This is a genomic window from Shewanella aquimarina (genome assembly GCF_023349185.1).
In the GTDB taxonomy this organism is placed as follows: Bacteria; Pseudomonadota; Gammaproteobacteria; order Enterobacterales; family Shewanellaceae; genus Shewanella; species Shewanella aquimarina.
Genome location: NZ_JAKIKY010000007.1, coordinates 228,581 through 251,463, shown reverse-complemented (window position 1 = coordinate 251,463; position 22,883 = coordinate 228,581). Strand labels below are relative to the sequence as shown.

22 protein-coding genes are annotated in these 22,883 nt (G+C 53.7%); 9 read left to right on the top strand and 13 right to left on the bottom strand.

The features are described from left to right. Positions 1 to 66 precede the first annotated feature (66 nt). Together L2731_RS10990 and L2731_RS10985 are read left to right on the top strand one after the other, a co-directional pair. On the top strand, positions 67 to 1,152 hold the full coding sequence (locus L2731_RS10990; protein WP_249253124.1) for a M35 family metalloendopeptidase: 1,086 nt from the start codon (positions 67 to 69) through the stop codon (positions 1,150 to 1,152). A gap of 139 nt (positions 1,153 to 1,291) precedes the next feature. Next, complete coding sequence (locus L2731_RS10985) at positions 1,292 to 1,708, top strand: hypothetical protein (protein WP_249253122.1); 417 nt, start codon at positions 1,292 to 1,294, stop codon at positions 1,706 to 1,708. Positions 1,709 to 1,846: 138 nt separating this feature from the next. On the opposite strand, the gene hpf is transcribed toward L2731_RS10985, so the two are convergent. Beyond that, positions 1,847 to 2,203 carry a ribosome hibernation-promoting factor, HPF/YfiA family gene (gene hpf, locus L2731_RS10980; RefSeq protein ID WP_041510507.1) on the bottom strand — a complete coding sequence of 119 codons (357 nt, stop codon included), beginning with the start codon at positions 2,201 to 2,203 and terminating at the stop codon, positions 1,847 to 1,849. Positions 2,204 to 2,844: 641 nt separating this feature from the next. Here hpf and L2731_RS10975 point away from each other — a divergent pair. The 5 genes from L2731_RS10975 (at position 2,845) to L2731_RS10955 (ending at position 6,283) form a co-directional block, all read left to right on the top strand. Next, entirely contained in the window at positions 2,845 to 3,153 is a 309-nt protein-coding gene (locus L2731_RS10975) for a hypothetical protein (RefSeq protein ID WP_249253121.1), read from the top strand. 4 nt (positions 3,154 to 3,157) lie between these two features. Further along, the gene (locus L2731_RS10970; protein WP_249253120.1) at positions 3,158 to 4,864 is read left to right on the top strand and encodes a PepSY-associated TM helix domain-containing protein; all 1,707 of its coding nucleotides are present in this window, start codon (positions 3,158 to 3,160) and stop codon (positions 4,862 to 4,864) included. Then, positions 4,861 to 5,193 (top strand): DUF3325 domain-containing protein, encoded by a 333-nt coding sequence (locus L2731_RS10965; RefSeq protein ID WP_249253119.1) that lies wholly within the window; start codon positions 4,861 to 4,863, stop codon positions 5,191 to 5,193. Before L2731_RS10970 ends, L2731_RS10965 begins: the two co-directional genes overlap by 4 nt. Before the next feature lie 82 nt (positions 5,194 to 5,275). Then, positions 5,276 to 5,779, top strand: coding sequence for a hypothetical protein (locus L2731_RS10960; RefSeq protein WP_249253118.1), 504 nt, complete (start codon positions 5,276 to 5,278; stop codon positions 5,777 to 5,779). A gap of 63 nt (positions 5,780 to 5,842) precedes the next feature. Beyond that, complete coding sequence (locus L2731_RS10955) at positions 5,843 to 6,283, top strand: OsmC family protein (protein ID WP_249253117.1); 441 nt, start codon at positions 5,843 to 5,845, stop codon at positions 6,281 to 6,283. Positions 6,284 to 6,556: 273 nt separating this feature from the next. Here L2731_RS10955 and L2731_RS10950 read toward each other — a convergent pair whose 3' ends face one another. The 10 genes from L2731_RS10950 to L2731_RS10905 all read right to left on the bottom strand — a co-directional run bounded on the left by L2731_RS10950 (position 6,557) and on the right by L2731_RS10905 (position 19,395). Continuing rightward, positions 6,557 to 9,871, bottom strand: a complete 3,315-nt coding sequence (locus L2731_RS10950) for a S41 family peptidase (protein ID WP_249253116.1) — start codon at positions 9,869 to 9,871, stop codon at positions 6,557 to 6,559. A gap of 375 nt (positions 9,872 to 10,246) precedes the next feature. Further along, the gene (locus L2731_RS10945; protein WP_249253115.1) at positions 10,247 to 11,053 is read right to left on the bottom strand and encodes a hypothetical protein; all 807 of its coding nucleotides are present in this window, start codon (positions 11,051 to 11,053) and stop codon (positions 10,247 to 10,249) included. Beyond that, positions 11,043 to 11,669 (bottom strand): sigma-70 family RNA polymerase sigma factor, encoded by a 627-nt coding sequence (locus L2731_RS10940; protein WP_415837098.1) that lies wholly within the window; start codon positions 11,667 to 11,669, stop codon positions 11,043 to 11,045. The genes L2731_RS10945 and L2731_RS10940 overlap by 11 nt, the downstream gene beginning before the upstream one ends. Positions 11,670 to 11,762: 93 nt before the next feature. Then, entirely contained in the window at positions 11,763 to 12,131 is a 369-nt protein-coding gene (locus tag L2731_RS10935; RefSeq protein ID WP_249253114.1) for a hypothetical protein, read from the bottom strand. A 132-nt stretch (positions 12,132 to 12,263) separates the two neighbouring features. Next, positions 12,264 to 12,773, bottom strand: a complete 510-nt coding sequence (gene purE, locus L2731_RS10930) for a 5-(carboxyamino)imidazole ribonucleotide mutase (protein ID WP_041510500.1) — start codon at positions 12,771 to 12,773, stop codon at positions 12,264 to 12,266. Positions 12,774 to 13,097: 324 nt separating this feature from the next. After that, a complete protein-coding gene (locus L2731_RS10925) occupies positions 13,098 to 13,715 on the bottom strand; it encodes a transglycosylase SLT domain-containing protein (RefSeq protein ID WP_041510499.1) in 618 nt (205 codons plus the stop codon). Positions 13,716 to 13,837: 122 nt separating this feature from the next. After that, positions 13,838 to 14,278, bottom strand: coding sequence for a hypothetical protein (locus L2731_RS10920; RefSeq protein ID WP_249253112.1), 441 nt, complete (start codon positions 14,276 to 14,278; stop codon positions 13,838 to 13,840). A gap of 2 nt (positions 14,279 to 14,280) precedes the next feature. Beyond that, positions 14,281 to 15,870, bottom strand: a complete 1,590-nt coding sequence (gene gshA, locus L2731_RS10915; protein WP_249253109.1) for a glutamate--cysteine ligase — start codon at positions 15,868 to 15,870, stop codon at positions 14,281 to 14,283. Positions 15,871 to 16,050: 180 nt separating this feature from the next. Further along, a complete protein-coding gene (locus L2731_RS10910) occupies positions 16,051 to 18,885 on the bottom strand; it encodes a M16 family metallopeptidase (protein ID WP_249253107.1) in 2,835 nt (944 codons plus the stop codon). 87 nt (positions 18,886 to 18,972) lie between these two features. Continuing rightward, positions 18,973 to 19,395 (bottom strand): YqaA family protein, encoded by a 423-nt coding sequence (locus L2731_RS10905; RefSeq protein WP_249253105.1) that lies wholly within the window; start codon positions 19,393 to 19,395, stop codon positions 18,973 to 18,975. 279 nt (positions 19,396 to 19,674) lie between these two features. Here L2731_RS10905 and L2731_RS10900 point away from each other — a divergent pair, with 279 nt between their 5' ends. Beyond that, complete coding sequence (locus L2731_RS10900; protein WP_249253103.1) at positions 19,675 to 20,925, top strand: dicarboxylate/amino acid:cation symporter; 1,251 nt, start codon at positions 19,675 to 19,677, stop codon at positions 20,923 to 20,925. Between the two features lie 131 nt (positions 20,926 to 21,056). Beyond that, positions 21,057 to 21,242, top strand: coding sequence for a hypothetical protein (locus L2731_RS10895; protein ID WP_041510494.1), 186 nt, complete (start codon positions 21,057 to 21,059; stop codon positions 21,240 to 21,242). Positions 21,243 to 21,252: 10 nt separating this feature from the next. Here the strand turns inward: L2731_RS10895 and L2731_RS10890 are convergent, their stop codons facing one another. Together L2731_RS10890 and L2731_RS10885 are read right to left on the bottom strand one after the other, a co-directional pair. Beyond that, positions 21,253 to 21,438 (bottom strand): hypothetical protein, encoded by a 186-nt coding sequence (locus tag L2731_RS10890; protein WP_249253100.1) that lies wholly within the window; start codon positions 21,436 to 21,438, stop codon positions 21,253 to 21,255. 311 nt (positions 21,439 to 21,749) lie between these two features. Continuing rightward, a complete protein-coding gene (locus L2731_RS10885) occupies positions 21,750 to 22,883 on the bottom strand; it encodes a sodium ion-translocating decarboxylase subunit beta (protein WP_041510492.1) in 1,134 nt (377 codons plus the stop codon).

Sequence of the window (22,883 nt, the reverse complement as noted above, 5' to 3'; positions counted from 1 at the left end):
ATTTCGCAACATTTGAGTAACATTTGTAAACACAATAAGAACAACCTCAATCAAAAGGACAAATTGATGAGCAAGCTATTCAAATTATCAACACTCGCCATTGCTACCACCTTACTGAGTCAATCGGCCCTCGCCGAGGGGATCGCCGCTAAGCTGCAGATGAGCCAAGACAGCTTTAGCAGCGACCAGGACGTGATGGTCACGCTAACCCTGACCAATGAAGCAAACGTTCCGGTGAAACTACTCAAGTGGTTTACCGCGGCAGATGGTGTTGAAGAGTCGCTATTTAAAGTTACCGCTGACGGTCAGGAGCGCCCTTACCTTGGCGCTCACTACAAGCGTCCAGCACCAAGCCATAAGGACTACATCAAGCTAAAATCTGGCGAGAGCATCTCTTATCAGGTAGAGCTTTCGTCGCTATACGACATGTCGTCTACAGCCAACTATGAGATCAGCTACGATGTCAGCTCTTTGCAACTGTTTGCGCCAAATCCTGGCCAAGCCAAGAAGCTGGCTCGCCTGGGCGTAGAAGGCATACATTCGGCGCCAGCCAGCTTCTACCTAGAGGGTCGCGAATTTAAGGGCGGCGCTAACAAGGGTAAGCCAGGCACTGGCGATGGCGGCGGTACTACACCTGACGGTATCTCTTTCACCGGTCGCTGCAGCAACTCACAGCAGAGCGATATCCTTGCTGGCCTGGCTGCGGCTAAGACTATGTCTGCCGACGCTAACCAGCACCTGGCCACGGCCAGCAGCAACTCTCAGCGTTACAGCACCTGGTTTGGTGCCTACAGCTCTTCTCGCTGGAACACGGTAAGCAATAACTTCAGCAAGATCGACAGTGCGCTTAACAACGAGCCGTTGACCTTTGACTGTAGCTGTAAGAAGCAATACTACGCTTATGTTTACCCAACTCAGCCATACAAGATCTACATGTGTAATGCCTTCTGGTCAGCCCCAACATCGGGCACAGACTCTAAGGGCGGCACCATCATCCACGAAACCAGCCACTTCAATGTAGTTGCCGGTACCGATGACATCGTTTACGGTCAGAGTGGTGCAAAATCTTTGGCGATCAGCGATCCTTCACAGGCGATTCAAAATGCTGACAGCCATGAATATTTTGCTGAAAACACGCCTAACTTAAACTAATCTTCTTATTATCTTTCTTGTCAGTTAGAGGGCGGAATTATCCGCCCTTTTTTTGTTTAGTCTATGCCAAGGGTTAACGCCTATGTTTACGCCTTTAAGGTCTCTGTCTCTTAGCCTCTTGCTACTCTGGACGATCAGTATGAACAGCCTCGCACATCAAGCACTGCCCACCTGTCGCCTATTAAAGGCGGAGCAAGACAATACCCTCACCTTCGAGATACAGGCCCCCACCGAAACCAGCTGGTATCTGCTTAGCTGGCACACGCCCTTCGATGCCTGGTTTAGTGAGTTTCTGACCCTGACCGACCTTAGCAATCAACAGAAACTCGATTACCAGGGCGCACTGGCCAAGCGCGGCGAGCCACTTGATGACGACTACCTGCTTCTGCCTGCGGGTAAATCCCTAACCGTCTCTTTGGCGCTTGCCCAGGCGTTTGAGATCCCGCCTGGTCGATACAGAGCGGCGCTGAAGCCCATGAGACTCTATCAAGACCTAAGCGACAAGCAGCTGATCACGACGCTTGAATGCCCGGCGCTAGAGGTAGAGTTGCCTTAACCGCACTGACTTTTACTGCATTTGCTTTAACAGCCTGGCCTTAACCGCATTAGCCTTTCAGCCCTGTTCGGGTTTAGGACGAACATAAAAAAGCCACCCTTAGGGTGGCTTCTCTATATCACTTACCTGGCAGGCTGATTAGACCAACTTCATCTCCTGGATGATCTCATGGGCTATCTCAGGTGTGGTACTTACTGGCTTTTGATGCAGATCTGCCTTCAACTGCCCTTTTCTGTGCTTTAACGCCGCATCCAGTTTTTTGGCGGCATTTGCGATAGCTGGATACATAACATCGTCACTCCCAGAGGCGGATATCCGGCTACCTTCATAATTGGTACTGAGTTCGACCTGAAACTCTCCGTGCTCTTTAGCAATGATGACATCGAGTGAAATGAGCGTTGGGAAATGGGTCGCGATCTTGGAAAACTTTTGATTCACATGCTCTTTAATTGAATCGGTGATATCTACGTGATGACCAGAAAGATTTATTTTCATAGGTTTTCCTTTTTAGGATGACTTCAATAATGAACTTGGGATGATTAAAAGAAAAAACAAGGGACTGAAGCACTTTTTTTTCAATTGACGCCTATGTAAGCATGGGCGATATCCAAGTAAATCTCCATTCACTGTCTACTAAGATCTACTCCCCATACAGGTTAAAATCAAGCGGCAAAAACAGGATATCGGGTGCAAACGAGCGGTTTCGGCCATAAATCCCACAAAATAAACAAAATTTAATCAATCTGACTTTATGACGTCACCTTAGGGCCTGTTGACCTTTTGAGAACAAATTTCGTTCTAATTGAGCACGTTCAAATCGCGGCATGAGGCTTGCTGTATAGTTATTCTATATAAAAGCCGAGTAACAAAGAGTTGAACGTTCTCAAGACGAACCCTGCGGGCAGCGTCTGTATCATTTTTCTACTGCGTTATCGCTCATTGATGTAGCACACCACATTACAATCGCTCTGCCTTGTATAAAAGCGATACAGAATGCTGCAAAAATGAACGCGAAAGATAAACAGGCCCTAGCATCCTCGCTAGGCTAAGAGATGAGCTTTACATGTAAATACGAATGAGAACCCATCTCAACAAGTGTAGAATGACCTGAATTATAGGTCATCAATTTATCCATAGTGAATACAAGCATTTCTCAGCGTCTGACGCCAATCAAGCGAGACCTATCTCCCAGAGCTTCGGTCATCGTACGCCTGCTCGCCTCCCTGTTTGGTGGCTATGGCGTGGCGGCGCTCACCACTGTGCTGCTGGCGCAATCTCTGCCCCTAAGCCGTCTCGACGCCGTGCTTGTGGGCACCATGGTCTCCTTTAGCCTCTTTGCCATGATGATCATTCGACTCTTTAGCCTAAGGTCCCACCTACGTGTGGTGCTGGAACCCGTGGCACTCTGCAGCCTGCTTTACGGCCTCACACTCGTTTTAGGTTAATCCCATGAAAGAGACTTTTTTTCGCTCCATGACCTGGCTGCATACCTGGGCCGGTCTCGCCGTCTGCTGGCTACTGCTACTCATCTTCTTTGCCGGCAGCCTGAGTTATTTTCGCCATGAGATCAGCCTGTGGAGTAAGCCCGAGTTGCACCAAGCCGTGTTCCAAGACTATGACCAAAGGCAAGTTGAGCAGCAAATCACCAAGGGCCAGGCATATCTGGCCGATAAGGCGCCCGATGCCGCCAGCTGGACCATCTCTTTTCCGAGCGAGCGTAAGCCCTATCTGAGCTTCGGCTGGGCAGATGCGCCGAAAGCAGGCGAACGCCGCGGCAAATTCCACGAGCATGTGGTGAACCAGGATGGTCAGCAGATGATCACTGACATTCGCGACTCCCGCGGTGGCAACTTCTTCTATCGCCTGCATTTCGATCTCCATTACCTCCCCGTGGTGGCCGCGCGCTGGATAGTAGGGCTCGCCACAATGGCGATGCTGATCGCCTTGATCAGCGGCGTGGTGATCCACAAGCGGCTCTTTAAAGACTTCTTCAGCTTCAGGCCTGCCAAGGGCAGTCGCTCCTGGCTCGACGCTCACAATGTCAGCGCCGTGATGGCACTGCCCTATCATCTGATCATCACCTACACGGGTCTCATCACCCTGATGTTCATGTTCATGCCATGGGGCGCTCTGCAGCAATACGATGGTGACGTGCGCGCCTTCAGGGCCGATCTCAACCCCGCACGAATACAGGAAAAGCCAGGCGATACCCAGGCGCCCCTCTTCGATGCGGCCAGACTCGTCAGTCAAGTCGAGCGTCAATGGGGCATTGCGCCGCTGAAACAGGTGAGCATCACAGGCCCGGGGCGTGACAACAGCCGCATCAGCTTTACCCTTAACAGCGAGCAGACGGTGACAGATAGACGCAATCTACTTGTCTTCGATGGGGTAACGGGCGAGCTTAAATCCTTAGGCAACCCAGAGAGCGTCACCTACAAGACCTACGACACCCTGATGTCACTGCATACCGCGCGCTTTGCCGACTGGGCCTTGAGGGGATTGTTCTTCCTCTGTGGTCTGCTAGGTTGCGCCATGGTGGCCACAGGCACCCTGCTATGGGCGGTGAAAATCGCACAGAAACAACAAAAAGCCATTAAAACAGGGGCCAGGCCAAGCATTGGCCTCAGGCTGGTGGATGGGCTCAACATCAGCTTCATCTGTGGCCTTCCTCTCGCCACGGCAGGCTTTTTCTATGCCAACCGCCTGTTACCAGTCGATATGGTTGACCGAGCCCAACGAGAGGTGGATCTCTTCTTTATCACCCTGGCCGTCATTGCCATCGTTGCGCTGTGGGATGGGCTGCGCTGCACGCAATCCTGGCGACGTTGGCGTCAATGGTTAGCCCTGAGTGCCCTGGCCTTTGCTGCGCTGCCGCTTCTAGGCGCCGTCACCTCTGGGCAGAGTCTGCTTAGCAACATGGCCGATAACCAATGGACCCTGGTGGGTTTCGATATGATCAGCCTGCTGTCTGCCTTAGCACTGGGGTTTGCCGCCAGGCAGGTGTCACGCACTAAGCTGATCTCTTCGCGCCAAGGCGCCACTAGCAGGCTAAACAGTAAATCAGCCACGCCTAGCACAGCTAACACTCTTACTCCCAGAGCAGCGGTTAATAAGAAAGAATCGAGAGACCTAAGCTTAGAGGAGGCTCGCCAATGATATTAGCCCTTTGTCTTGGCGTCATCGCCTTTAGTTTGATGGCGCTGTCTATGTTCGGCCATTATAAAGACTGCTTTGGTCGAGCCCCGACGAGGGCCGAGCAACGCTGGCTAACAGGATTTGCCTGGTTACTATTACTCGGCAGCTATGGCCAATGCATCCACTATTATCATCTGGGCTACGGCAGCATCGTCTTCTTTGGCGTGATGACCATTACGGCACTGTCCACCATCTTGCTGCTGAGTTACCAGGCCAAGCGCCTGCCTTTGGTGTTAACCCTAACCAGTGTCTTTACCTTAGTGTTTGGAGGCAGCAGCCTAATCGCCTAACTGGTCATTAATTCAGCTAAGGTACAGCCTCAGTCCATTAGGATACGCCTAATCAGACTACAGGTGACTAAGGCGAATTAAGATGCAAGTTTCTCCGGAAATGGCCTACCAACAGCTCAATCAACTGGCCAATCAACAAGTGAAAAGGCAAGATGACAATGCGGTCATCATGCCACCAGCAGGCAAGATGACGCCACACCAAGGTTCGCAGACTGTGGAGACTAAGGTCGATGGCGTGCAGGACACAGTGACCATCTCGGCCCTGGCAAGACAGCTAAGTGAACATGATAAGGCCACTGCTCAAGCAACAGCGACTCAGCAACTAAATCGCTCAGAACCTGAAGATGTGCTGGACAAACTAAAGGCCTATAAGAAGGCCCAGCTCGAATATCAGGTACGCAGCGACATGGCTTCTATCGTCACGGGCAATCATAATGGTTTGTCACCGGTCAGCATCTATTATCTATCCCGGCATGACGACGCACGCAGTGCAGTCGTCAACGCTAGCATGCAACAGCAACAGGTTTCTGCCATGCAGACCTATGCCAAAAGCAATGAACAGGCGATGAGTTGGTATCAGGCCTAAGCGCCTGCTAAGTCAGCGTGACTCTGTTATATTAATGCCACCTCACACTAACGAGTCGCAAGCGTGTCTTTTTCGGTAAACATCTCATGGCCAGCGCAGGATAGTGCTACCAATCTCAGATCGACAGATCATCAGCTTGGCTTTGGTAGTGGTCAGCATTTGCAGGGGTCGGCCGCCGCCGAATATCGCGGTAATGATACGCGAGTCAATCCAGAAGAGAGTCTGCTGAGCGCGCTGGCGGCCTGCCACATGCTGAGCTTTCTCACCATAGTGCAAAAGAAGCGACTCACCCTGATAAGCTATCATGACGAGGCGAGCGCCGAGCTGGGCACCAACGCTCAGGGGAGAACGGCGATCACCCACATCAGCTTAAGACCCAAGGTTCAATCTGTGCCGCCATTAAACGACGAACAGTTAACGAAGCTGCATGCCCTGGCCCACAAACACTGCTTTATCGCTAACTCCCTGGCCAAAGAGATAGCAATCGAGATCATCCCTGGCTAACGCTGACGGCTCAAGGTGCCCTTACCTCAAGATGCCAATGCCTCAAGATGCCAATGGCCCACACTGAGCTGGCGATACGCTGGGCTGGCGATACACCATAGCACTCACACCGTCTCCGGCGCCTAGCCTTTACCACAGAGAAATCGTGCTCAGCATACATATATCCGAGCACGTAAATCAGCGCCCATAAAAATGGAGGTTACCGACCTGGGAACTGCTTGGTCGGTAACCCCCTAAAATGGTATGGGTTAAGTTAAGGCGTTATAAAAAGCTTTATTTAACGTCTTGGGCCATCCCGCTGCCTGGCATCGGCTGCGCCTTAATCGGCAATACAGGCTCGAGTTCCAGCTTCTGCTTGAGATAGTTAAGCGCCTTATTCAACTGGGCATCTTCTCCCTTAAAGGTGGCGTGGGGCAGATTGTCGACCTCGATATCCGGGCTGATGCCTCGACCCTCCACTATCCAGCGTCCATCCATGGCATACTGAGGATATTCGGCAACACGTGCCATCCCCTTATCGGTCAGCGAGTTACGACCCGAGAGCCAGACACCGGCACCGGCGGTCTGCTTGCCGATGAGCGGCGCCAGGCCTAACGCCTTGATGCCGGCAGAGAAGGTTTCGCCATCTGAATAGGTCAGCTGATCGGTTAACACCACCAGGTGACCACGGAAGGTCTGCTGCATGTTGGTATTTGGCGTGCCTTGGGTAGGCTGCCAGAACATCCAGGCGCGGCGCAGCAGCTTCTCGATGATCCAGCTGTCGATGTTACCGCCACGGTTACGGCGCACATCGATGATCAAGCCCTTCTTCTCAATGTTGGCGTAGAACTCGCGGGCAAAGTTGGCGATATCGCCTGAGCCCATGGCATAGAGGTGTAGGTAACCTATGTCATCGCCTGCCGCCTTAGCCACCTTCTGGTTATTGTTGTTGACCCAATCTAGGTATCTCAGCTTGGCATCGACGCGGTTAGCCACAGGCAAGACTATGGTCTTGAGCGCCTTACCCTCGCGTTTAAGGGTCAGCAGCACCTGCTTATCGGCCTGATTGCGTAGATGACGTGCCACGTCGGCAACGTTTTCAACCGGCTTACCATTGATAGCCAGTATCAAGTCACCCCCCCTGGCATCGACATCGACCCTGGCCAGCGGCGAGGCCTGCTGGGGTAACTCGGCATCGTTTTGGTAGATATGGGCTATCTTGACCCCTTGCTTGGTCTGTAGCAGACGGGCCCCTAAATTCGCCCCCTTAGGCTGGTTAGGATCCTGTGGCAGGTCGCCACCACGCACCTGAGAGTGCAAGGCATCGAGCTCGCCCATCATCTGCATAAAGATATCGTTGAGCTCATGGCGATCCGTCAGCCTGGCCAGCAGTGGCTGATACTTGGCCTTGGTCGCCTGCCAGTCGAGGCCGCGCATCTTCTTGTCGAAGAAGGAATCTCTGTGCATCAGCCAGGCATCTTCAAACATCTGCTGCCACTCAAGCTGAGGCGAAATAGCCAGTTGCCATTGTTCGGTCTGCACCTTGGCATGATTTAGCTCCTTGGGCAGCGACTCGCCCGCATCGACGATTAGCATCTCCGCGCCCCCTTTGCTGTGGCGGCGCATGAAGAGCTTGCTGTCATCGGCTGAAAGCCCATAGCTGGCCACATCGTCACTGAAGGTCTCAACCTTAGGTCCGAGGGGATCAAATTTGATCCACTTAAGCGACGGCGCCTGGGCGCCATCGACCGAATGAGACAAGAGATACAATCCCTTGGCGGTTACCTGCAACTGACTATAGTTGCCCGACGCCACAGGCACCTGCCATAGACGCTTACCAAGCCCCTGCCACTGAACCTGAGTCTTGGTGGGCTTATCGGCGGCGCTCGCTTCTTTAGCAGACTGCTGATTTAACTCGTTAGGCTTAGTAAAGGGGAAGACCGCCTTTGGCGTCAGCGCCAGGGCGAAGATCTGTCCGCGCTTGTCGAATACCGGCCCCATGTTGCGATCGCCCCAGGGTGAGGTGGGAGTCGCATTAAATTCACGATTAGAGATGAAATAGAGCCACTGACCATCGTCGCTGAAGGCTGGCGAGAATGACTCATACTTGTCGCTGGTCAGCGCCTCGGCCCGCTTCTCATCCAGAGAATAGAGCACTATCTGTGGCCTCTGCTGACCACGCTCATCCTTGGTCACAGCAATAAAACGGCTGTCGTTCGACCAGACCACATCGCCGTAAGGACCTAGTCCCTGGCCATTGGTCAATATCTTGCTGTTGCGGCCCTTCTTGAGATCGAGGAGCCATAAATCGCCATTGTAATCATCATGGGCAATGTAACGACCATCGGGCGACAGGCTGATACCCATACGCAGGGCGCTAGCATCTTGGGTAAGCTGCTTGGCCTCATCGCTGCCATCTGCGCTGTAGCGCCAGATCTCCTGCTCGCCCGATGCGTCGCTGATGCCATAGACCCATTTACCATCCGGGCTCATCACGGCGCCGCGAACTCGGTAGTCGCCGGGCAAAGCCAGTTCTATCAGGCGCGAACCGTCTGTGCCCGCTAACGCCACGTGGCTGCGGGCGGTGATCACCACCTTGTTGCCACTCGGCGCCAGGCTAGTCGAGGTGGCATACTTCATTGGTTGATTGACCCAGTGCTCACGGCGCTCGGCAAAATCCGAGGTCAGATGAATATCCAGGTTCGACACCTGATTGCTGGCGATATCATAGAGCTTGATGTCGGCGCCCTGCTGAAACACCACGCGCCCCTGCTCCAGACGGGCACCGCGTACCTGCCAGTCACTAAATTGCGTATGTTGACGTAGATCCTTGCCATCGAGCGCCATGGACCAGATATTATCGTTACCCCTGCTGTCACTGACGAAATAGAGGCGGTCTTGCCACAGCATGGGCTGGCGCACCGAGCCTTCATGCTCGGCGCTCAGAGGCTGAGCCTCCTGGTCGCTGCCGAGCTTATAGCGCCACAACTCGCCTTTGGCACCACCGCGATACACCTTGGCATTATCGCCGGTGGCCTGCAGACCGAAGCGGGTAAAGTAGACATAATCACCGGCATCGTCCACCACACCTTCGATGGCATCCGCCAGCGGCAGATCTTGGGTGGTTAGCGTCTTAGGATCGACGCTGCGTAGCACCCAATAGTTGGCCGGGCCGAAGGCATTATCCGTGGCATAGAGCACCTTGCCATCAGCCGTCCAGCCCTGCACTCTTACTCGGCTGTTCTCGAAACTGACTCGCTTGGCCACGCCCCCCTGAACCGGCATCACGTAGACCTCGCTGGCCCCTTCATAGTTGGCGACAAAGGCGAGCTGCTGACCATCGTTAGAGATGGCGGCGCCCAGCTCCTGCGCCGGCAGGCTGGTAAGCCTTCTCGCCTGGGCATCGCCCAACTGCTGAACCCAAAGATCCCCCTCGGCGGTAAACACTAGGGTATCACCATGAATGGCTGGCGAGCGGTAATAACCTACGTTCTGCTCTGCGGCTTGGCTCTCGGCTTTTACATTTTCAGCTTGAGCGGCGAAGAGTGGTGCGGAAGAGGCTGTGCCCAAGGCGATCGCGCAGCAGGCAAACAGGTGAGAAAGTTTCATATAGCGCCCATGATTAAGTCAGATTTATTCTTATGGGGCAACAAGGTAGCAAACTTTCCTTAAATCTACAGTAATTTGTGACCAAAGAAGTATTAGCAAATGTGTACAAATATCCATAATCCTACACTGACCTTTAGTCGGCTGATAAGGGGAGTGGATATCGCTATCTATTTAACTAAAAGAGGTGGCAAACGGAGGTAGCAAAAGAAGCTAGTCAAAAGAGAGGGCTAAGGGTGAGTCGCAAAAGATGATGGTAAACGAGGGTGGTAAAAGATGGCGTAAAAGATTGGTTGATAATGACCCAGCCAAATCCACCAGCGAATTAAGCCCTTCAAAACAAATGGGGCCCATAGGCCCCGTTGCTAATTCACCCCATTAGTTGTCCTGTCGGTGCGCCTTAATCTGATTCACCAACTCACGCCACTGGGCATGTTGAGGATGGCTGCTATCTTCCAGCCTTGGACGCTCCTTTAACAATCTTTGGTAAAGGGTATCGGCATCAGGCCACAGCTCGGCATCGACCAGCTGCTGCAGATGATTCACCGCCTGAATATCCGATATCACCGCCTTGGCCTGGGTTTTCACTTCGGCTTCGTTAGGCGTTAGCGACTCGAGCTTGGCCTGCTCGTCTGTCTGCTCTTCTGGCTGCGTGTCTCTCTTCACCTCTGTCTTGAGATCCGCAGGCGCTTTACGAGACATCATAGTGACGGCCTGGGGGCTCGCCATCTCGGGCGCGTCGACATCGGCCTGGGCACTGGGTCCCAGCTGTACTTTCGGCTCTTGCTGCTCGGGCGGCGCGGCCATCCTCATCGGCTGAGGCTCACTGGCGAGCATGGGCCGAACCTGCTCGTCTATGGGATTTGGTCCATTGAGGTTCATCAGCAGCAGGCTAGACAACAGGAGTACTGACGCGGCCGTTGACATCGGCCAGCGATAGCGGCGCCAGAAGCTAACCTGGATAACATTGGCAGACCCGCTCTGCTTATCCGCTCCCTCACTCTCTTGCTCGGCCAATTGCTGTTCATTTAGACCTTGCTCATTTAGGTGTTGCTCATCTAGGCGTCGCTGGGCCATCGCCAGAATACGGGCATCCAGCTCTGATGATGGCTGCTCTGTCGCCTTTGCGAGATAGAGTGCCTTTAGCTCGGCATCCGAGAGCATTTTATCGTTTTCATCTGACATTAGACTGCTCCTGCCACTTCTGTTGCACACAGGCCTTAAGCGCCTGATTGGCATAACGAATACGACTCTTGGTGGCTTCCATGCCAACCCCGGCGATCTCACCAATGGCCGCCGCGGTAAATCCCATCTCCACATTCAGCAGAAAGGCTTCTTTCTGCACATGGGGCAAAAGGCTGATGCAATCCTTTAAGATCGAGGCCTTCTGCTCATCCTCGAGCTGGTCGTCCGGGCCGCTCTCATCGCTGGGAATAACAGCCTCCAAGGGCTGTTCATCGCCCGCCGGATCACTCAGGCTGTCCACCGGCTTGAGCGCCCTGACATGATCGATTAGCAAGTTGTGGGCGATGCGATAGAGCCAAGTGGTAAACTTGGCACGCTGCTCGTAGCCTGCGGCGGCCTTAATCACCCGGCTCCAGGTCTCTTGGTAGAGGTCTTCGGCCAAGGCACCGTCGCCGAGTTGACGCTTAAAATAGCGGTACAGGCCACCCTTGTGTTTATGATAAAGCTGCTCAAAGGCTCCCTGATCTCCCTGGGCATATTGCATCATTAATGTTTGATCAGGATCCTTTACAACATCATCTTCAGATACCTTAGTCACGCTAGGCTCCCTATGCATATCCATATATGGATCATCAGTCTTCTATGACTGAGTCTGCATCGCCTCGCTGCGTTTGTCTACGGCTAACCTAAGGTATGCTTGTAAATTCAACTATATGCTGTCCTTTCTAGGCTTCTCTTCCAATACTGGTTTAGGATCCGGTTGAGGCGGCCAAGGCTTATCTATTGGTTTAACTAAGGTATGCTCTCCCTGCTTTATTTTCGGGGCGGCAGGCTCTTCTCGTGTTGATTGCTTAAGCACTTTTAGCGGCTGTTCGCTGCTATTATCAGTTGCCTGTATCTCAAGGATTTCAGTCTGTTTCACCTGCGCTTCAGCTGTGTTTTGTTCACGTGATTGTTGATTTGTCATGTGACAGCCCGAGAGCATAAGGAACAAAAATCCCACCACCAACGAGGACAAATGATTTAGGTTAGCAGTGCTCGGCACGGCGTTAACTTGGGTCGATAGATTCATCCACATTTCACACTCCTGCTGTCACGTTAAACTCATCATTAATTCTAGTAACGTTAGAAATTGGCTAAAGGGTTAAACAAGACAAAAAAAAGCCGTCTACCTATAAGGTTGGCGGCTTTTTTTCTCATAAAAATGAGATTATGCGTTGGCTAATTTCTCTTGTAGCTTGGCGTCTTTTGCCTGTACGGCTTCGGCAGACTTGGCACGCTCTTCTTTCACCGCAAGCGCCAGGGCGTCATCGCCAACGGCCAGCATCTGCGCCGCCAGGTAACCCGCGTTCTTCGCGCCTGCACTGCCGATAGCCACGGTTGCCACAGGCACACCGCCAGGCATCATCACTGTCGATAGCAGAGCATCATGACCCTGTAGTGGACCGCAATCTACTGGCACACCGATGACCGGACGAGTAGTGATACCGGCTACGGCACCTGCCAGGTGAGCCGCCAGACCCGCCGCGCAGATAAATACCTTACAACCACGTTCTTCGGCATCGTGAACGTAAGCATGGGTCGCTGCAGGCGTGCGGTGCGCCGAAGTTACCTTGGCTTCGTATTGAATACCGAAAGTTTTAAGTACATCTAAGGTGGCTTGCATTGTTGGGAGATCAGAATCCGATCCCATGAGTACGGCAACAAATGGCTTAGTCATCTTTTATCCTTTTTGTAGGGTAAGGCTATTGTTTTGCGCGCATTATAGTCATTTTTAAATGCAGATAATAGTGATCGGCGGGATTAACCTAAGTGCAGTAAAAAGGCTTAGGCAGCATTGACTTAGCCCCCAAATAACCGATTAACATTGTGCGAATATAAAAACAGTGAGTTCTGGAGTGCTGGATAAGTAATAGATAGGTGATAAATAGCTAATTGTTAGGCGATTTGACGACGCAACCGGACATATTTAGCCATATCGAGAGTCTTGGCTCAGCACCTCGCCCACCCCTTTCAAAGAGGCAGGCGAGGTAAATTCAACCAGTTAGCCGAAGAAGAGACGCCACAACCAGGAGGAGTCGAGATCTTCCTTACAGCTGTGGTACTGGGCGGCATAACGCTTAGAGCGCTTGTCGACCTTGTCGGCCACCTTGATCAGCCAAGGCTTCTGCCTGTAGGTGCCACGCTTATAACCGCCCCAGCCCTCATGGTAATTGAGATACTGATTACGGGCATCCCACTTGGAGACTCCGTTGATCTTATGAGTCTTGTAGATAAACCAGCCCATGAAGTCCATGGCATCATCGAAATCACTGCGGCTCGACCAGGAGTTTCCCGTCTCACGCACATAGTCATCCCAGGTCAGCGTCTTGGCCTGGGCATAGCCATAGGCGTCGCTGGCACGGCCGATGGGGATAAAGCCTAAGAAATACTCCATCGGCGGCGCGGCATTATGTTTAAATGAGCTCTCCTGATACATCATGGCCAACGGGACATGTACCGGGACGCCCCACTTCTCGCGGGTATTGACCGCGGCCTCATACCAGTCTCGATTCTCTTGATAGATGGCGCAGAGGTTCTCAGGATCCTCCGGTGGAGAGGTGGCACAGCCGCCCAGAGTCAGAAGCGTGGCGGCAAGTAAGGCAAAGGAAATCTTTCTCATCAAAAGGCCCGAAACAATAACTCAATCAAAAGGCTAGTGTCACATCCTTACTAGCGAGATGCAATCGGCCAAGGAGATTTTTCACCTCGGCCAAAGGGATTTTTAACCTTGGCAAAGGCGCACTAATTGCTTTCGCTTAGAAACTCACACTCGTGACTTTCTTGGACCCACACCACCGGCTGCCAGTAGTCGCTGTCCAGTCCGCGGTAGATCTTGTCTTGATTAAATTGCGCGGCGAGATGATAGCGCTGATTCGCCTCGAGATGCAGCGTCAGTGTCTTGGTCTTGCGCGCCGCGAGTTTCACCTTGAGCCGCGGCGAATCGATAAGCTCGGCCAGGGTAAATTGGTATTCCCCTGGTGCGAGGCGATAGTTGGGCCTTGAGATCACAGGCTTACCGTTGAGGTGGGTCACCACGGCGCGGTATAAGCCCTGGGACTCATCGGGCATCTGATAGCCAGATACGGTCGCGCACAAAGACTCGTTATCGGGCCCAGAGGCGCAGCCCGATAACATCATCAGCGTCAGCAGGCCAGCACCTGCACCAATAGCGCGAGCCTTCATACTTACACCACTTGCTCTACCGGCGCGGGCGCCTCGGCAAAGTAGTCGGCAAGATACTGCTCAAAGTCCTGGGTTGATTCGGCCTCAAGCTGGGCCTGGGCCGCTAGGGATTGCGTAGCCGCCGCCTCATAGGCCGCCTCAACCTCTTGAGAGAGTGGATACTCAAGCAGGGCCTGATAATAATCTTTCGCCAGGGATTTCACCCACTGACTGTGGTCTATCCCCTCGGCCAGCAGCGTCGACATCACGCGGCCAGACAGCGTCTTAGCAGGATCGCGCACCGCCTCGAGCCAATGGGCCAGGCTGTCTTGATAAGCCTGTCCTTCAGCATCGAGCAGCTTGGCCAAAGTGTTTAGCTCACCAAAGAGCGACTCCAGCCAGGCCTGCAGCGTCACTTCCTCACCGGCACGGTTAAGGGTCAACCCTGGCTCTCGGCCGCGGGTGATCACCCGGCTCAGGTTATCGCCGATGGCTGCCTCGTCCTGTGCATCGCTCTTTGGCGATGGCGTCAGCAGGCAGTGCAGTAGGAAGAGATCCAGGAAGCGCACCTGATCGGCATCAATGCCCACGGGGCTGAATGGATTAACGTCCAGTGCACGCACCTCGATATATTCGACTCCGGCGCGGGCCAATGCCTGAGAAGGCTTCTCGCCCGCCAGCGTGACCCGCTTGGCGCGGATGGGTGAGTAAAATTCGTTTTCTATCTGTAGCACGTTGGCATTCAACTGACGGAATTCGCCGTCGACCTTGACGCCTATCGCCTCGAAACTGGCCGATGGCATCTTGATGGCCGCGTTGATCCCCTCGAGGTAATCCGCCAGGGAGTTGTAACTGATGTTAAGCCGCTCCTGCTCCTTGTTGGTGTACCCCAGATCGCTCATGCGCAGTGAGGTGGCATAGGGCAGATAAAGGGTGCCCTTACCCAGTTTCTCGAAGGCAAGATCGGTTTGTTGATCCTTGATGAAGGAGCCACACAGAGCCGGCGAGGCGCCAAACAGATAAGGCAGTACCCATACCAGACGGCGATAGTTACGGATCAATCCCAAATAGGATTCGGAAATAAAATCGCCCCGGCTGAGACGTTTATCCGATGCCTGGTAGAGTTGCTCCCATAGGGCATCGGACACGGAAAAGTTAAAGTGTACACCAGAGATGATCTGCATCTGGGCGCCATAGCGATAGGTTAACCCTTTGCGATACAAACGTTTAAGCTTGCCGGTATTGGAACTGCCATAATCGGCAATGGGAATATCGGCCACATCGCCCACATAACAGGGCATGCTCACCGGCCAGAGCTGCTGCTCGCCCAGATGCCTTACGGTAAAGGCATGGGTCTGGGTGAGATCCGTCAGCAAGGCGGGGATATCTTGATAGACTGGGGTAATAAACTCTAACAGGGATTCGCTGTAGTCTGTGGTGATCCGCGAATGGGTCAGGGCCGAGCCGAGCGCCTTAGGATGTTTATCCATGGCCAGATGACCATTTGGCTCGATACGTAATGCTTCGCGCTCAATACCTCGTTGCATACCTGCCAGTGCGGCGCTTCCCTGCTCGTTATCGAGTAGGCCTATCACTTCATCGAAAGAGTTCAAATTCTTCGTCTCTCATTGCTTCAACCGTTTGCCTTGCAAGTCAGACCTGCAAAAAGCGCGTTTGCTTTCGCCATCACCACAAAATAGCCGCTGTGCTAGATCCTTGGCAAGGGAAAAAATAAAGCGGTGAGCAGAGTTAATGCTCACCGCTAGGGCTTATATTGGGGCGCAATCTACAGATTACAACTCTAAATTACTCACCCGGTAGCCAAGCGCCTTAATCTCTTGCTCTATCTTGCCTCTGTCGCCGACGATCAGGACGATCATCTTGTCCAGTGCCAGCTTATCCTTCGCCAGCTGATTGAGCTCATCCTTGCTGACCGAATTGATGATCTCGGCCTGCTGCTGAGTGTAATCGGCGGCGAGATCATAACGCTGGATCTTCCGCATGAAGCCCGCCTTCTGGTATGGCGTCTCATAATCCAGAGCCTGACCCTGAGAGATAGAGCTGCGCAGGAAGCTCAGTTCCTTGTCTGTCATGCCGCCAGCCTGATAGGCATTGATCTCCTTGGCAAACTCACTGAGCGCCTGCGCCGTCACATCGCTACGAACGCTGGCCGATGCCTCGAACAGGCCAAGCTCGCTACCACCGCTGAAGTAACTGCGGGCGCCATAGGTGTAGCCCTTGTCTTCACGCAGATTAAGGTTGATGCGGCTGTTAAAGGCGCCGCCGAGCGGGTAGTTCATCAGGTAAGACTTGAAGAACTCTCCTGTGGCGTCATAGGCCATGGCACGCTTACCTATCTTGATCACCGACTGTGCCGCGCCCGGCTTATCCAAAATATAGACGGTACCGGCATCAAGCTTTGGCATGGCTGCAAGCTCAGGCATAGGCGTCGCCTCCCCCTGCCACTTGGCAAGGCCCTTAAGCTTAGGCATCAGCTGCGCCTTAGACAGGTTAGTCACGGCCACTATCTGGGCGTTACCGGCGCGGAACTGCTTGTTGTAGAAAGCCTTAACATCGTCCAGTGTCAGCTGAGATACTGTCTCTGGCGTACCCATGTCGCTCACGCCCAGGGCCGTGTTTTTGCCGTAGAGCAAGGCATCGAACTGACTGTCGGCGACATAGTTAGGGTCCGACTGCATGTGCTGCAGGCTCTGCAGATGTTGTTGCTGCACCCGGGCAAAATCGCTCTCTTTAAAGCCAGGATGGAACAGCTTCTCCTGAACGATCGCCAGGGTCTCATCCAGATGCGAGGTCAGGGCGGACACCTTGATATAGCTCTGATAGATGCTGCTGCCAAAACTGACACTACTGCCGAGCATCTCCAGCGCCTGGGCCAGCTCTTCTGTGCTGCGCTTGTCGCTGGATTCATTGAGCATGGCCGCGGTCAGGCCGGCTAGCCCCGCCTGCTTCACATCGGCCAAACGATGGCCGCCGTTAAGATAGATGAGCAGCTCGACGGTTGGGGTCTCATCGCTCTCAGTACCCATGACCTCTATGCCGTTGCTCAGCTTATCTGTCCACAGGCTTGGCGCCGTGATAACGGGTGCCTGCTGGGCGCTCGGCATGACGCTGCGATCGAAGCTGCTTCCGGCCTTTGCCACATCAACCATGCCACTCACAGCCTCTGCCGCCACACGCGGCGCAGGCGCCACAAAGTTATCTTCGTGGGCGATCAGCTGCTGTTGTCCCTGAGGCACCACACTCATCACCACAGACGGCTTGCCCTTGATGTAAGTGTTAAACACCCGCATCACATCTTCCTTGGTGACGTTAGCGTAGCGCTTGAGATCGTGGGCTATCATATCGGGATTACCGAAGAAGGTCTGATTCAGGGCCAGGGTCGATACCTTGCCCTTGACGCTCTGCAGGCCGAAGATGGTGCTCGCCTCAAACTGTACCTTCACCTTCTGTAGGTCATCATCTGTCACGCCACGCTGTTCAAACTCGGCAATAGATTCCCTGATGCGCTGCTCGACATCCGCTAGCTGACCGCCTCTGGCCGGATTGGCCAGGGCATAGATAGAGAACTGACAGGCCAGCTCCTGACAAGGATGGCTCACGCCAGCCTGTACAGCATATCCATCCTTCACCAGGTTCTTGTACACCAGCGAGGTGGGGCCGCCGCCGATGATGTTGGCCAGCAGATCAAGCGCCGCCTCATCTTCGTGGCTGGCATACACAGTTGGAAATGCCATGCGCAGCAACGGCAGGTGCACCCTGTCTTCCATGGAGATGTAGCGGGTCTTATCTAACGTGACCAGCGTCTTGGCCTCAGGCTTCACCTCTGGCCCTCTTGGGATCTCACCGAAATATTTGTTCACCCAGGCCAGGGTCTGCATCTCGTCGAAATCGCCGCCTATGGTGAGTGTGGCGTTGTTCGGGCCGTACCAGCGCTGGAAAAAGTGTTTCACGTCATCGAGCTGGGCACGATTGAGATCCTCTGGCCAGCCGATGACGGGCCAGGAATATTGATGTCCGCTGGGGTAGAAGGCCTGATTGAAGCGCTCGTTCATGCGACCATAGGGCTGATTGTCGATACGCTGGGCGCGCTCGTTCTTCACTGTCTCGCGCTGCACCTCGAACTTGTTGTCTGTCAGCGCGGGCAAGAAGTACCCCATGCGATCAGACTCCAGCCAGAGCATCTTCTCTAGCTGATTGCTGGGCACAGTCTCGAAATAGTTGGTGCGGTCTGTGTTGGTGGTGCCGTTAAGTGTGCCACCGGCCTCGGTTACCGTCTTGAAGTGCTGCTCGTCGCCCACATGCTCTGAGCCCTGGAACATCATGTGCTCAAATAGGTGCGCAAATCCAGAGCGTCCTGGCAGCTCTCTTGCCGAGCCCACATGATAGGTAACATCCACATGCACCAGAGGATCGGAATGATCCTGATGCAGGATCACCGTTAAGCCGTTGGCCAGCTGATATTTCTTGTAGGGAATGCCGACGCCCGACTCGGCCAGGGCCACATTTTCGATCAGCGAAACGCCCTGAGGCAGCACCACGTTTGCCGGTGCGTTGGCACAGGCGCTTAGCGCGGCCGAGATTGCCGCAGCCAATATCCATTTTTTCATTCTTTACTCCTATTTGAAGCAGTGGTGTGTTTTTATCGAGTCGGCTCTATGGCGAGGCGACTCAGTATCAGACACAAACCAGACTGCTCACAACCAATGTAGCGCCAAGGCTGCAACCAGCAGATAGCGCACTCCTTTCCCTATAAAAATCATTATGCTGGACTTGACCAGTGGCATCCTAAGCCAGCCTGCCAGCAGGCATAAAATGTCACCGATGAGGGGGGTCCAGGCGAGCAGCAGGCTCCAGTAGCCGTAGCGCTCGACAAGCTGTAACCCATGACGATAGCGACCGCTAGCCATCTCCTCCGGCGTCTTGGCAAAGCGTCCCAGCGCGCCCAGATAGTAACTGGTCAAAGATCCCAAGGTGTTCCCCAGGGTTGCCATCACCACCAGCGACACCCAGGTCTCTGGTGCCTGATTAATCAGCGCCGCCAGTAGCACCTCAGAGCCTCCAGGCAACAGGGTGGCCGCCAAAAAGGCGCCACTAAAGATCAACCATAACGCGGTCATGATCCCTTACCTAATGAAAAAAAGTAAATTTTTATGTGTATGTCATTCAAGCTGATGATGTTACCTAAAAGTAAAAATTTAATCTTATTAAAACAAACTCTTATATCACAATAAGTTATAACAAAATCGCTTTGGTAAGCAAGGCTGTGGCCAGATACAATGTCTGGCTCACTCGCTAAGGTTGAAATACCTAGATGGCTCATGCTAGAACAAGCAATTCATTTTTGATTCGACAACGCCATCCACAATAACGACTTAATAAAATTTGGAATAGATCCCATGTGGCAAACAATTAAACAGATCCCCTTTTGGCAGAAGGTTCTCGCCGGTTTCATTTTAGGGGTAGGCCTGGGCGTGATCCTAGGTGAACAAGCAACCCAACTAAAGCCCCTTGGCGACCTCTTTATCGCGGCAATCAAGATGCTGGTTGCGCCGCTTATCTTCTGCGCCATTGTGGTCAGCATCACCTCTCTTGGTAATGATGTCAGCCTTAAGCGCCTGAGTATCAAGACCCTTGCCATGTTCATGCTAACCGGCACCATCGCCTCGCTTATCGGCCTGACCATCGGCAGCCTGATCGACATGGGGGGCTCGCTGGAGCTGGCCACCACAGAGGTGCGCGAACGTAACGTGCCCGGTTTCGCACAGGTGCTACTGGACATGATCCCGGTGAATCCGTTTGCCTCTCTGGCAGAAGGCAAGGTACTACAGATCATCGTCTTTGCCGCCTTAGTCGGTATCGCCATCAATAAGGTTGGCGAGAAGGCCGAGCCACTCAAGCACGCCATCGAAGCCGGTGCCGAGGTGATGTTCCAGCTGACCCGCATGGTGCTGCAACTGACCCCTATCGGCGTATTCGGCCTGATGGCCTGGGTCGTCGGCGAATATGGTCTATCTACCCTGCTGCCTCTTGGCAAGTTTATCGGTGCCATCTATATCGCCGCGTTGATCCACATGATCTTCGTCTATGGCGGCCTGGTGAGATTTGGTGCAGGCCTTAGCGCGGTGCAGTTCTTCAGAAAAGCGATGCCGGCCCAGCTGGTTGCCTTTACCACGGCATCGAGCTTCGGCACCCTGCCCGCCAGCACCCGTGCCACAGAGACCATGGGCGTGTCGAAGAAATATGGCGCCTTCGTGCTGCCACTCGGTGCCACCATGAACATGGACGGCTGTGGCGGTATCTATCCGGCCATCGCCGCCATCTTCATCGCACAGATCTACGGTATCCCGCTGGAAACCACCGACTATATGCTGATCGCCGTTACCGCTACAGTGGCCTCTGTGGGCACCGCCGGTGTACCGGGCAGTGCCATGGTGATGCTCTCTGTCACCCTGGGCGTGGTAGGTCTGCCGCTCGAGGGTATCGCCTTCATCGCCTCTATCGACAGGGTGATCGACATGATCCGCACCGCCACCAACGTCACCGGCGACATGATGACAGCCGTCGTGGTGGGCAAGTCGGAAGGCCAGCTCGACCAAGAGCAGTTCTATCGCAACGAAGAGAGCGACGCCCCTGAGGTTGCCAGCTAATCTCAGTTCCGCCCGACATAAAAGAAGCCGCTTAATGCGGCTTTTTTATTGCTAATTGCTTGTTAAATCTGAAATAGTAAGTTTAAATCATATATTAACTGCACCCAGCAATAAGGTAACGATTAACCGTCATGGCTCGCCTGTTTTTACTGCCAATCATCTTAAGTTTGTTCTGGGCGCTGTTTCTCTATCTCAACGGCGTGCCACTGAAACAAGGCAAGAAAGGCTTTATCTACATCATAGCGATCAGCGCTACCCTCATCTTCTCGCTCGGCTTTCTGCTCTGGCTCACCGCCGGGCAAAACCTGCGCGGTTGACTTAACCTCGTTAGCCCTGGCGGGTAAAGCTTTCCAAGTGCGCCTCAAGCTCGGCTTCTGTGGTGGGTAACTCACTTAGCTCGAAGGTTAAGGGATCGCCGCCGTTTAACATAAACACCGAAAGGTCGCCGTGATCATAATGAAACCATTTGCCGTTCACACAGATATCGGTATAACAGTTGGGTCGTAATTCCATCGTCTACTCCTCACTTATTGGATCATGGCTCACCAAAACAGACGTATTGAGAGCTGCGTCACACTTATTAGACGCTAAACCTGCGAGGCAGACGTTGATCTGCATCAAGCGCTTTAGCATTAGCTTGATTAAGGTAAGCCCAATGGCAGCCAGCTTGGTGGAGAGGCGTAATCAATCAAGCCATAAAAAGGCGTTAAATCAGGACGTAATGCCACGAGTCGATTAAGCAAGTCGATTAAACAGAAAAAATAAAAACGGCCGACACAGGTGCCGACCGCTTTTAGGTTTAAGACGCTTCGAGTCTAAAAAGGCTAGCCGCCCAGTACCGCCAGCAAGACACCGGCGGCGACCGCAGAGCCCAGCACACCGGCCACGTTCGGCCCCATGGCATGCATCAGCAGGAAGTTTTGCTGATTGGCCTGCAGACCCACCTTGTTCACCACCCTGGCAGCCATAGGCACGGCCGAGACACCTGCGGCGCCGATAAGTGGGTTGATCTTACCGCCAGAAAGCTTACTCATCAGCTTGGCCATCAGTACACCGGCGGCCGTACCGATGCCGAAGGCCACGGCCCCCAATACCAAGATGCCTAAGGTCTCCAGCTGCAGGAACTTGTCCGCCGAAAGCTTAGAGCCGACCGCCAGACCCAGGAAGATGGTCACTATGTTGATCAACTCGTTCTGCGCCGTATTGGAGAGTCTGTCGACCACACCGGACTCGCGCATTAAGTTGCCCAGACAGAACATGCCCACCAAGGGAGTCGCCGCCGGCAGGAAGAGTATGGTCAGCCCCAGCACGGCGAGTGGGAAGATGATCTTCTCAAGCTTACTCACCTCACGCAGCTGCTCCATCTTGATCTGACGCTCGGCCTCAGTGGTCAGCAGCTTCATGATAGGCGGTTGGATGATGGGCACCAGCGCCATATAGGAGTATGCCGCCACCGCAATGGCACCGAGCAGCTCAGGGGCCAACTTGGAGGCGAGGAAGATAGCCGTCGGACCATCGGCGCCGCCGATGATGGCAATGGCCGCCGCATCCGTCATGGAGAACTCAAATCCAGGCACAGCGTTGAGCGCGATGGCTCCAATTAAGGTGGCAAAGATACCAAACTGCGCCGCGGCCCCCAGTAATAGCATCTTAGGGTTGGCGATAAGGGCACCAAAGTCTGTCAGCGCACCGACGCCCATGAAGATCAACAAGGGGAAGACCCCGGTCTCGATCCCCACATGATAAGCGTAATAGAGCATGCCGCCCTCTTCGGTGAAGCCACCGTTGGGAATGTTGGCCAATATGGCACCAAAACCGATAGGCAAGAGCAGCAGTGGCTCAAATCCCTTGGCGATAGCCAGATAGAGCAAGAGCCCACCCACAGCCATCATCAACAACTGGCCACCGGTAAAGTTAGCAATACCCGACTCGGCCCAAAAGGCGATTAATCCGTCCAT

Bases quoted from the DNA above. Each gene is read 5' to 3' on its own strand.
- L2731_RS10965 (WP_249253119.1), top strand. From the start codon at position 4,861: ATGATATTAGCCCTTTGTCTTGGCGTCATCGCCTTTAGTTTGATGGCG.
- L2731_RS10885 (WP_041510492.1), bottom strand. From the start codon at position 22,883: ATGGACGGATTAATCGCCTTTTGGGCCGAGTCGGGTATTGCTAACTTT.
- L2731_RS10970 (WP_249253120.1), top strand. From the start codon at position 3,158: ATGAAAGAGACTTTTTTTCGCTCCATGACCTGGCTGCATACCTGGGCC.
- L2731_RS10925 (WP_041510499.1), bottom strand. From the start codon at position 13,715: ATGAGAAAGATTTCCTTTGCCTTACTTGCCGCCACGCTTCTGACTCTG.
- L2731_RS10905 (WP_249253105.1), bottom strand. From the start codon at position 19,395: ATGACCGCGTTATGGTTGATCTTTAGTGGCGCCTTTTTGGCGGCCACC.
- L2731_RS10940 (WP_415837098.1), bottom strand. From the start codon at position 11,669: ATGCATAGGGAGCCTAGCGTGACTAAGGTATCTGAAGATGATGTTGTA.
- purE (WP_041510500.1), bottom strand. From the start codon at position 12,773: ATGACTAAGCCATTTGTTGCCGTACTCATGGGATCGGATTCTGATCTC.
- L2731_RS10920 (WP_249253112.1), bottom strand. From the start codon at position 14,278: ATGAAGGCTCGCGCTATTGGTGCAGGTGCTGGCCTGCTGACGCTGATG.
- hpf (WP_041510507.1), bottom strand. From the start codon at position 2,203: ATGAAAATAAATCTTTCTGGTCATCACGTAGATATCACCGATTCAATT.
- L2731_RS10890 (WP_249253100.1), bottom strand. From the start codon at position 21,438: ATGGAATTACGACCCAACTGTTATACCGATATCTGTGTGAACGGCAAA.
- L2731_RS10950 (WP_249253116.1), bottom strand. From the start codon at position 9,871: ATGAAACTTTCTCACCTGTTTGCCTGCTGCGCGATCGCCTTGGGCACA.
- L2731_RS10895 (WP_041510494.1), top strand. From the start codon at position 21,057: ATGGCTCGCCTGTTTTTACTGCCAATCATCTTAAGTTTGTTCTGGGCG.
- L2731_RS10960 (WP_249253118.1), top strand. From the start codon at position 5,276: ATGCAAGTTTCTCCGGAAATGGCCTACCAACAGCTCAATCAACTGGCC.
- L2731_RS10990 (WP_249253124.1), top strand. From the start codon at position 67: ATGAGCAAGCTATTCAAATTATCAACACTCGCCATTGCTACCACCTTA.
- L2731_RS10910 (WP_249253107.1), bottom strand. From the start codon at position 18,885: ATGAAAAAATGGATATTGGCTGCGGCAATCTCGGCCGCGCTAAGCGCC.
- L2731_RS10985 (WP_249253122.1), top strand. From the start codon at position 1,292: ATGAACAGCCTCGCACATCAAGCACTGCCCACCTGTCGCCTATTAAAG.
- L2731_RS10945 (WP_249253115.1), bottom strand. From the start codon at position 11,053: ATGTCAGATGAAAACGATAAAATGCTCTCGGATGCCGAGCTAAAGGCA.
- L2731_RS10900 (WP_249253103.1), top strand. From the start codon at position 19,675: ATGTGGCAAACAATTAAACAGATCCCCTTTTGGCAGAAGGTTCTCGCC.
- L2731_RS10935 (WP_249253114.1), bottom strand. From the start codon at position 12,131: ATGTGGATGAATCTATCGACCCAAGTTAACGCCGTGCCGAGCACTGCT.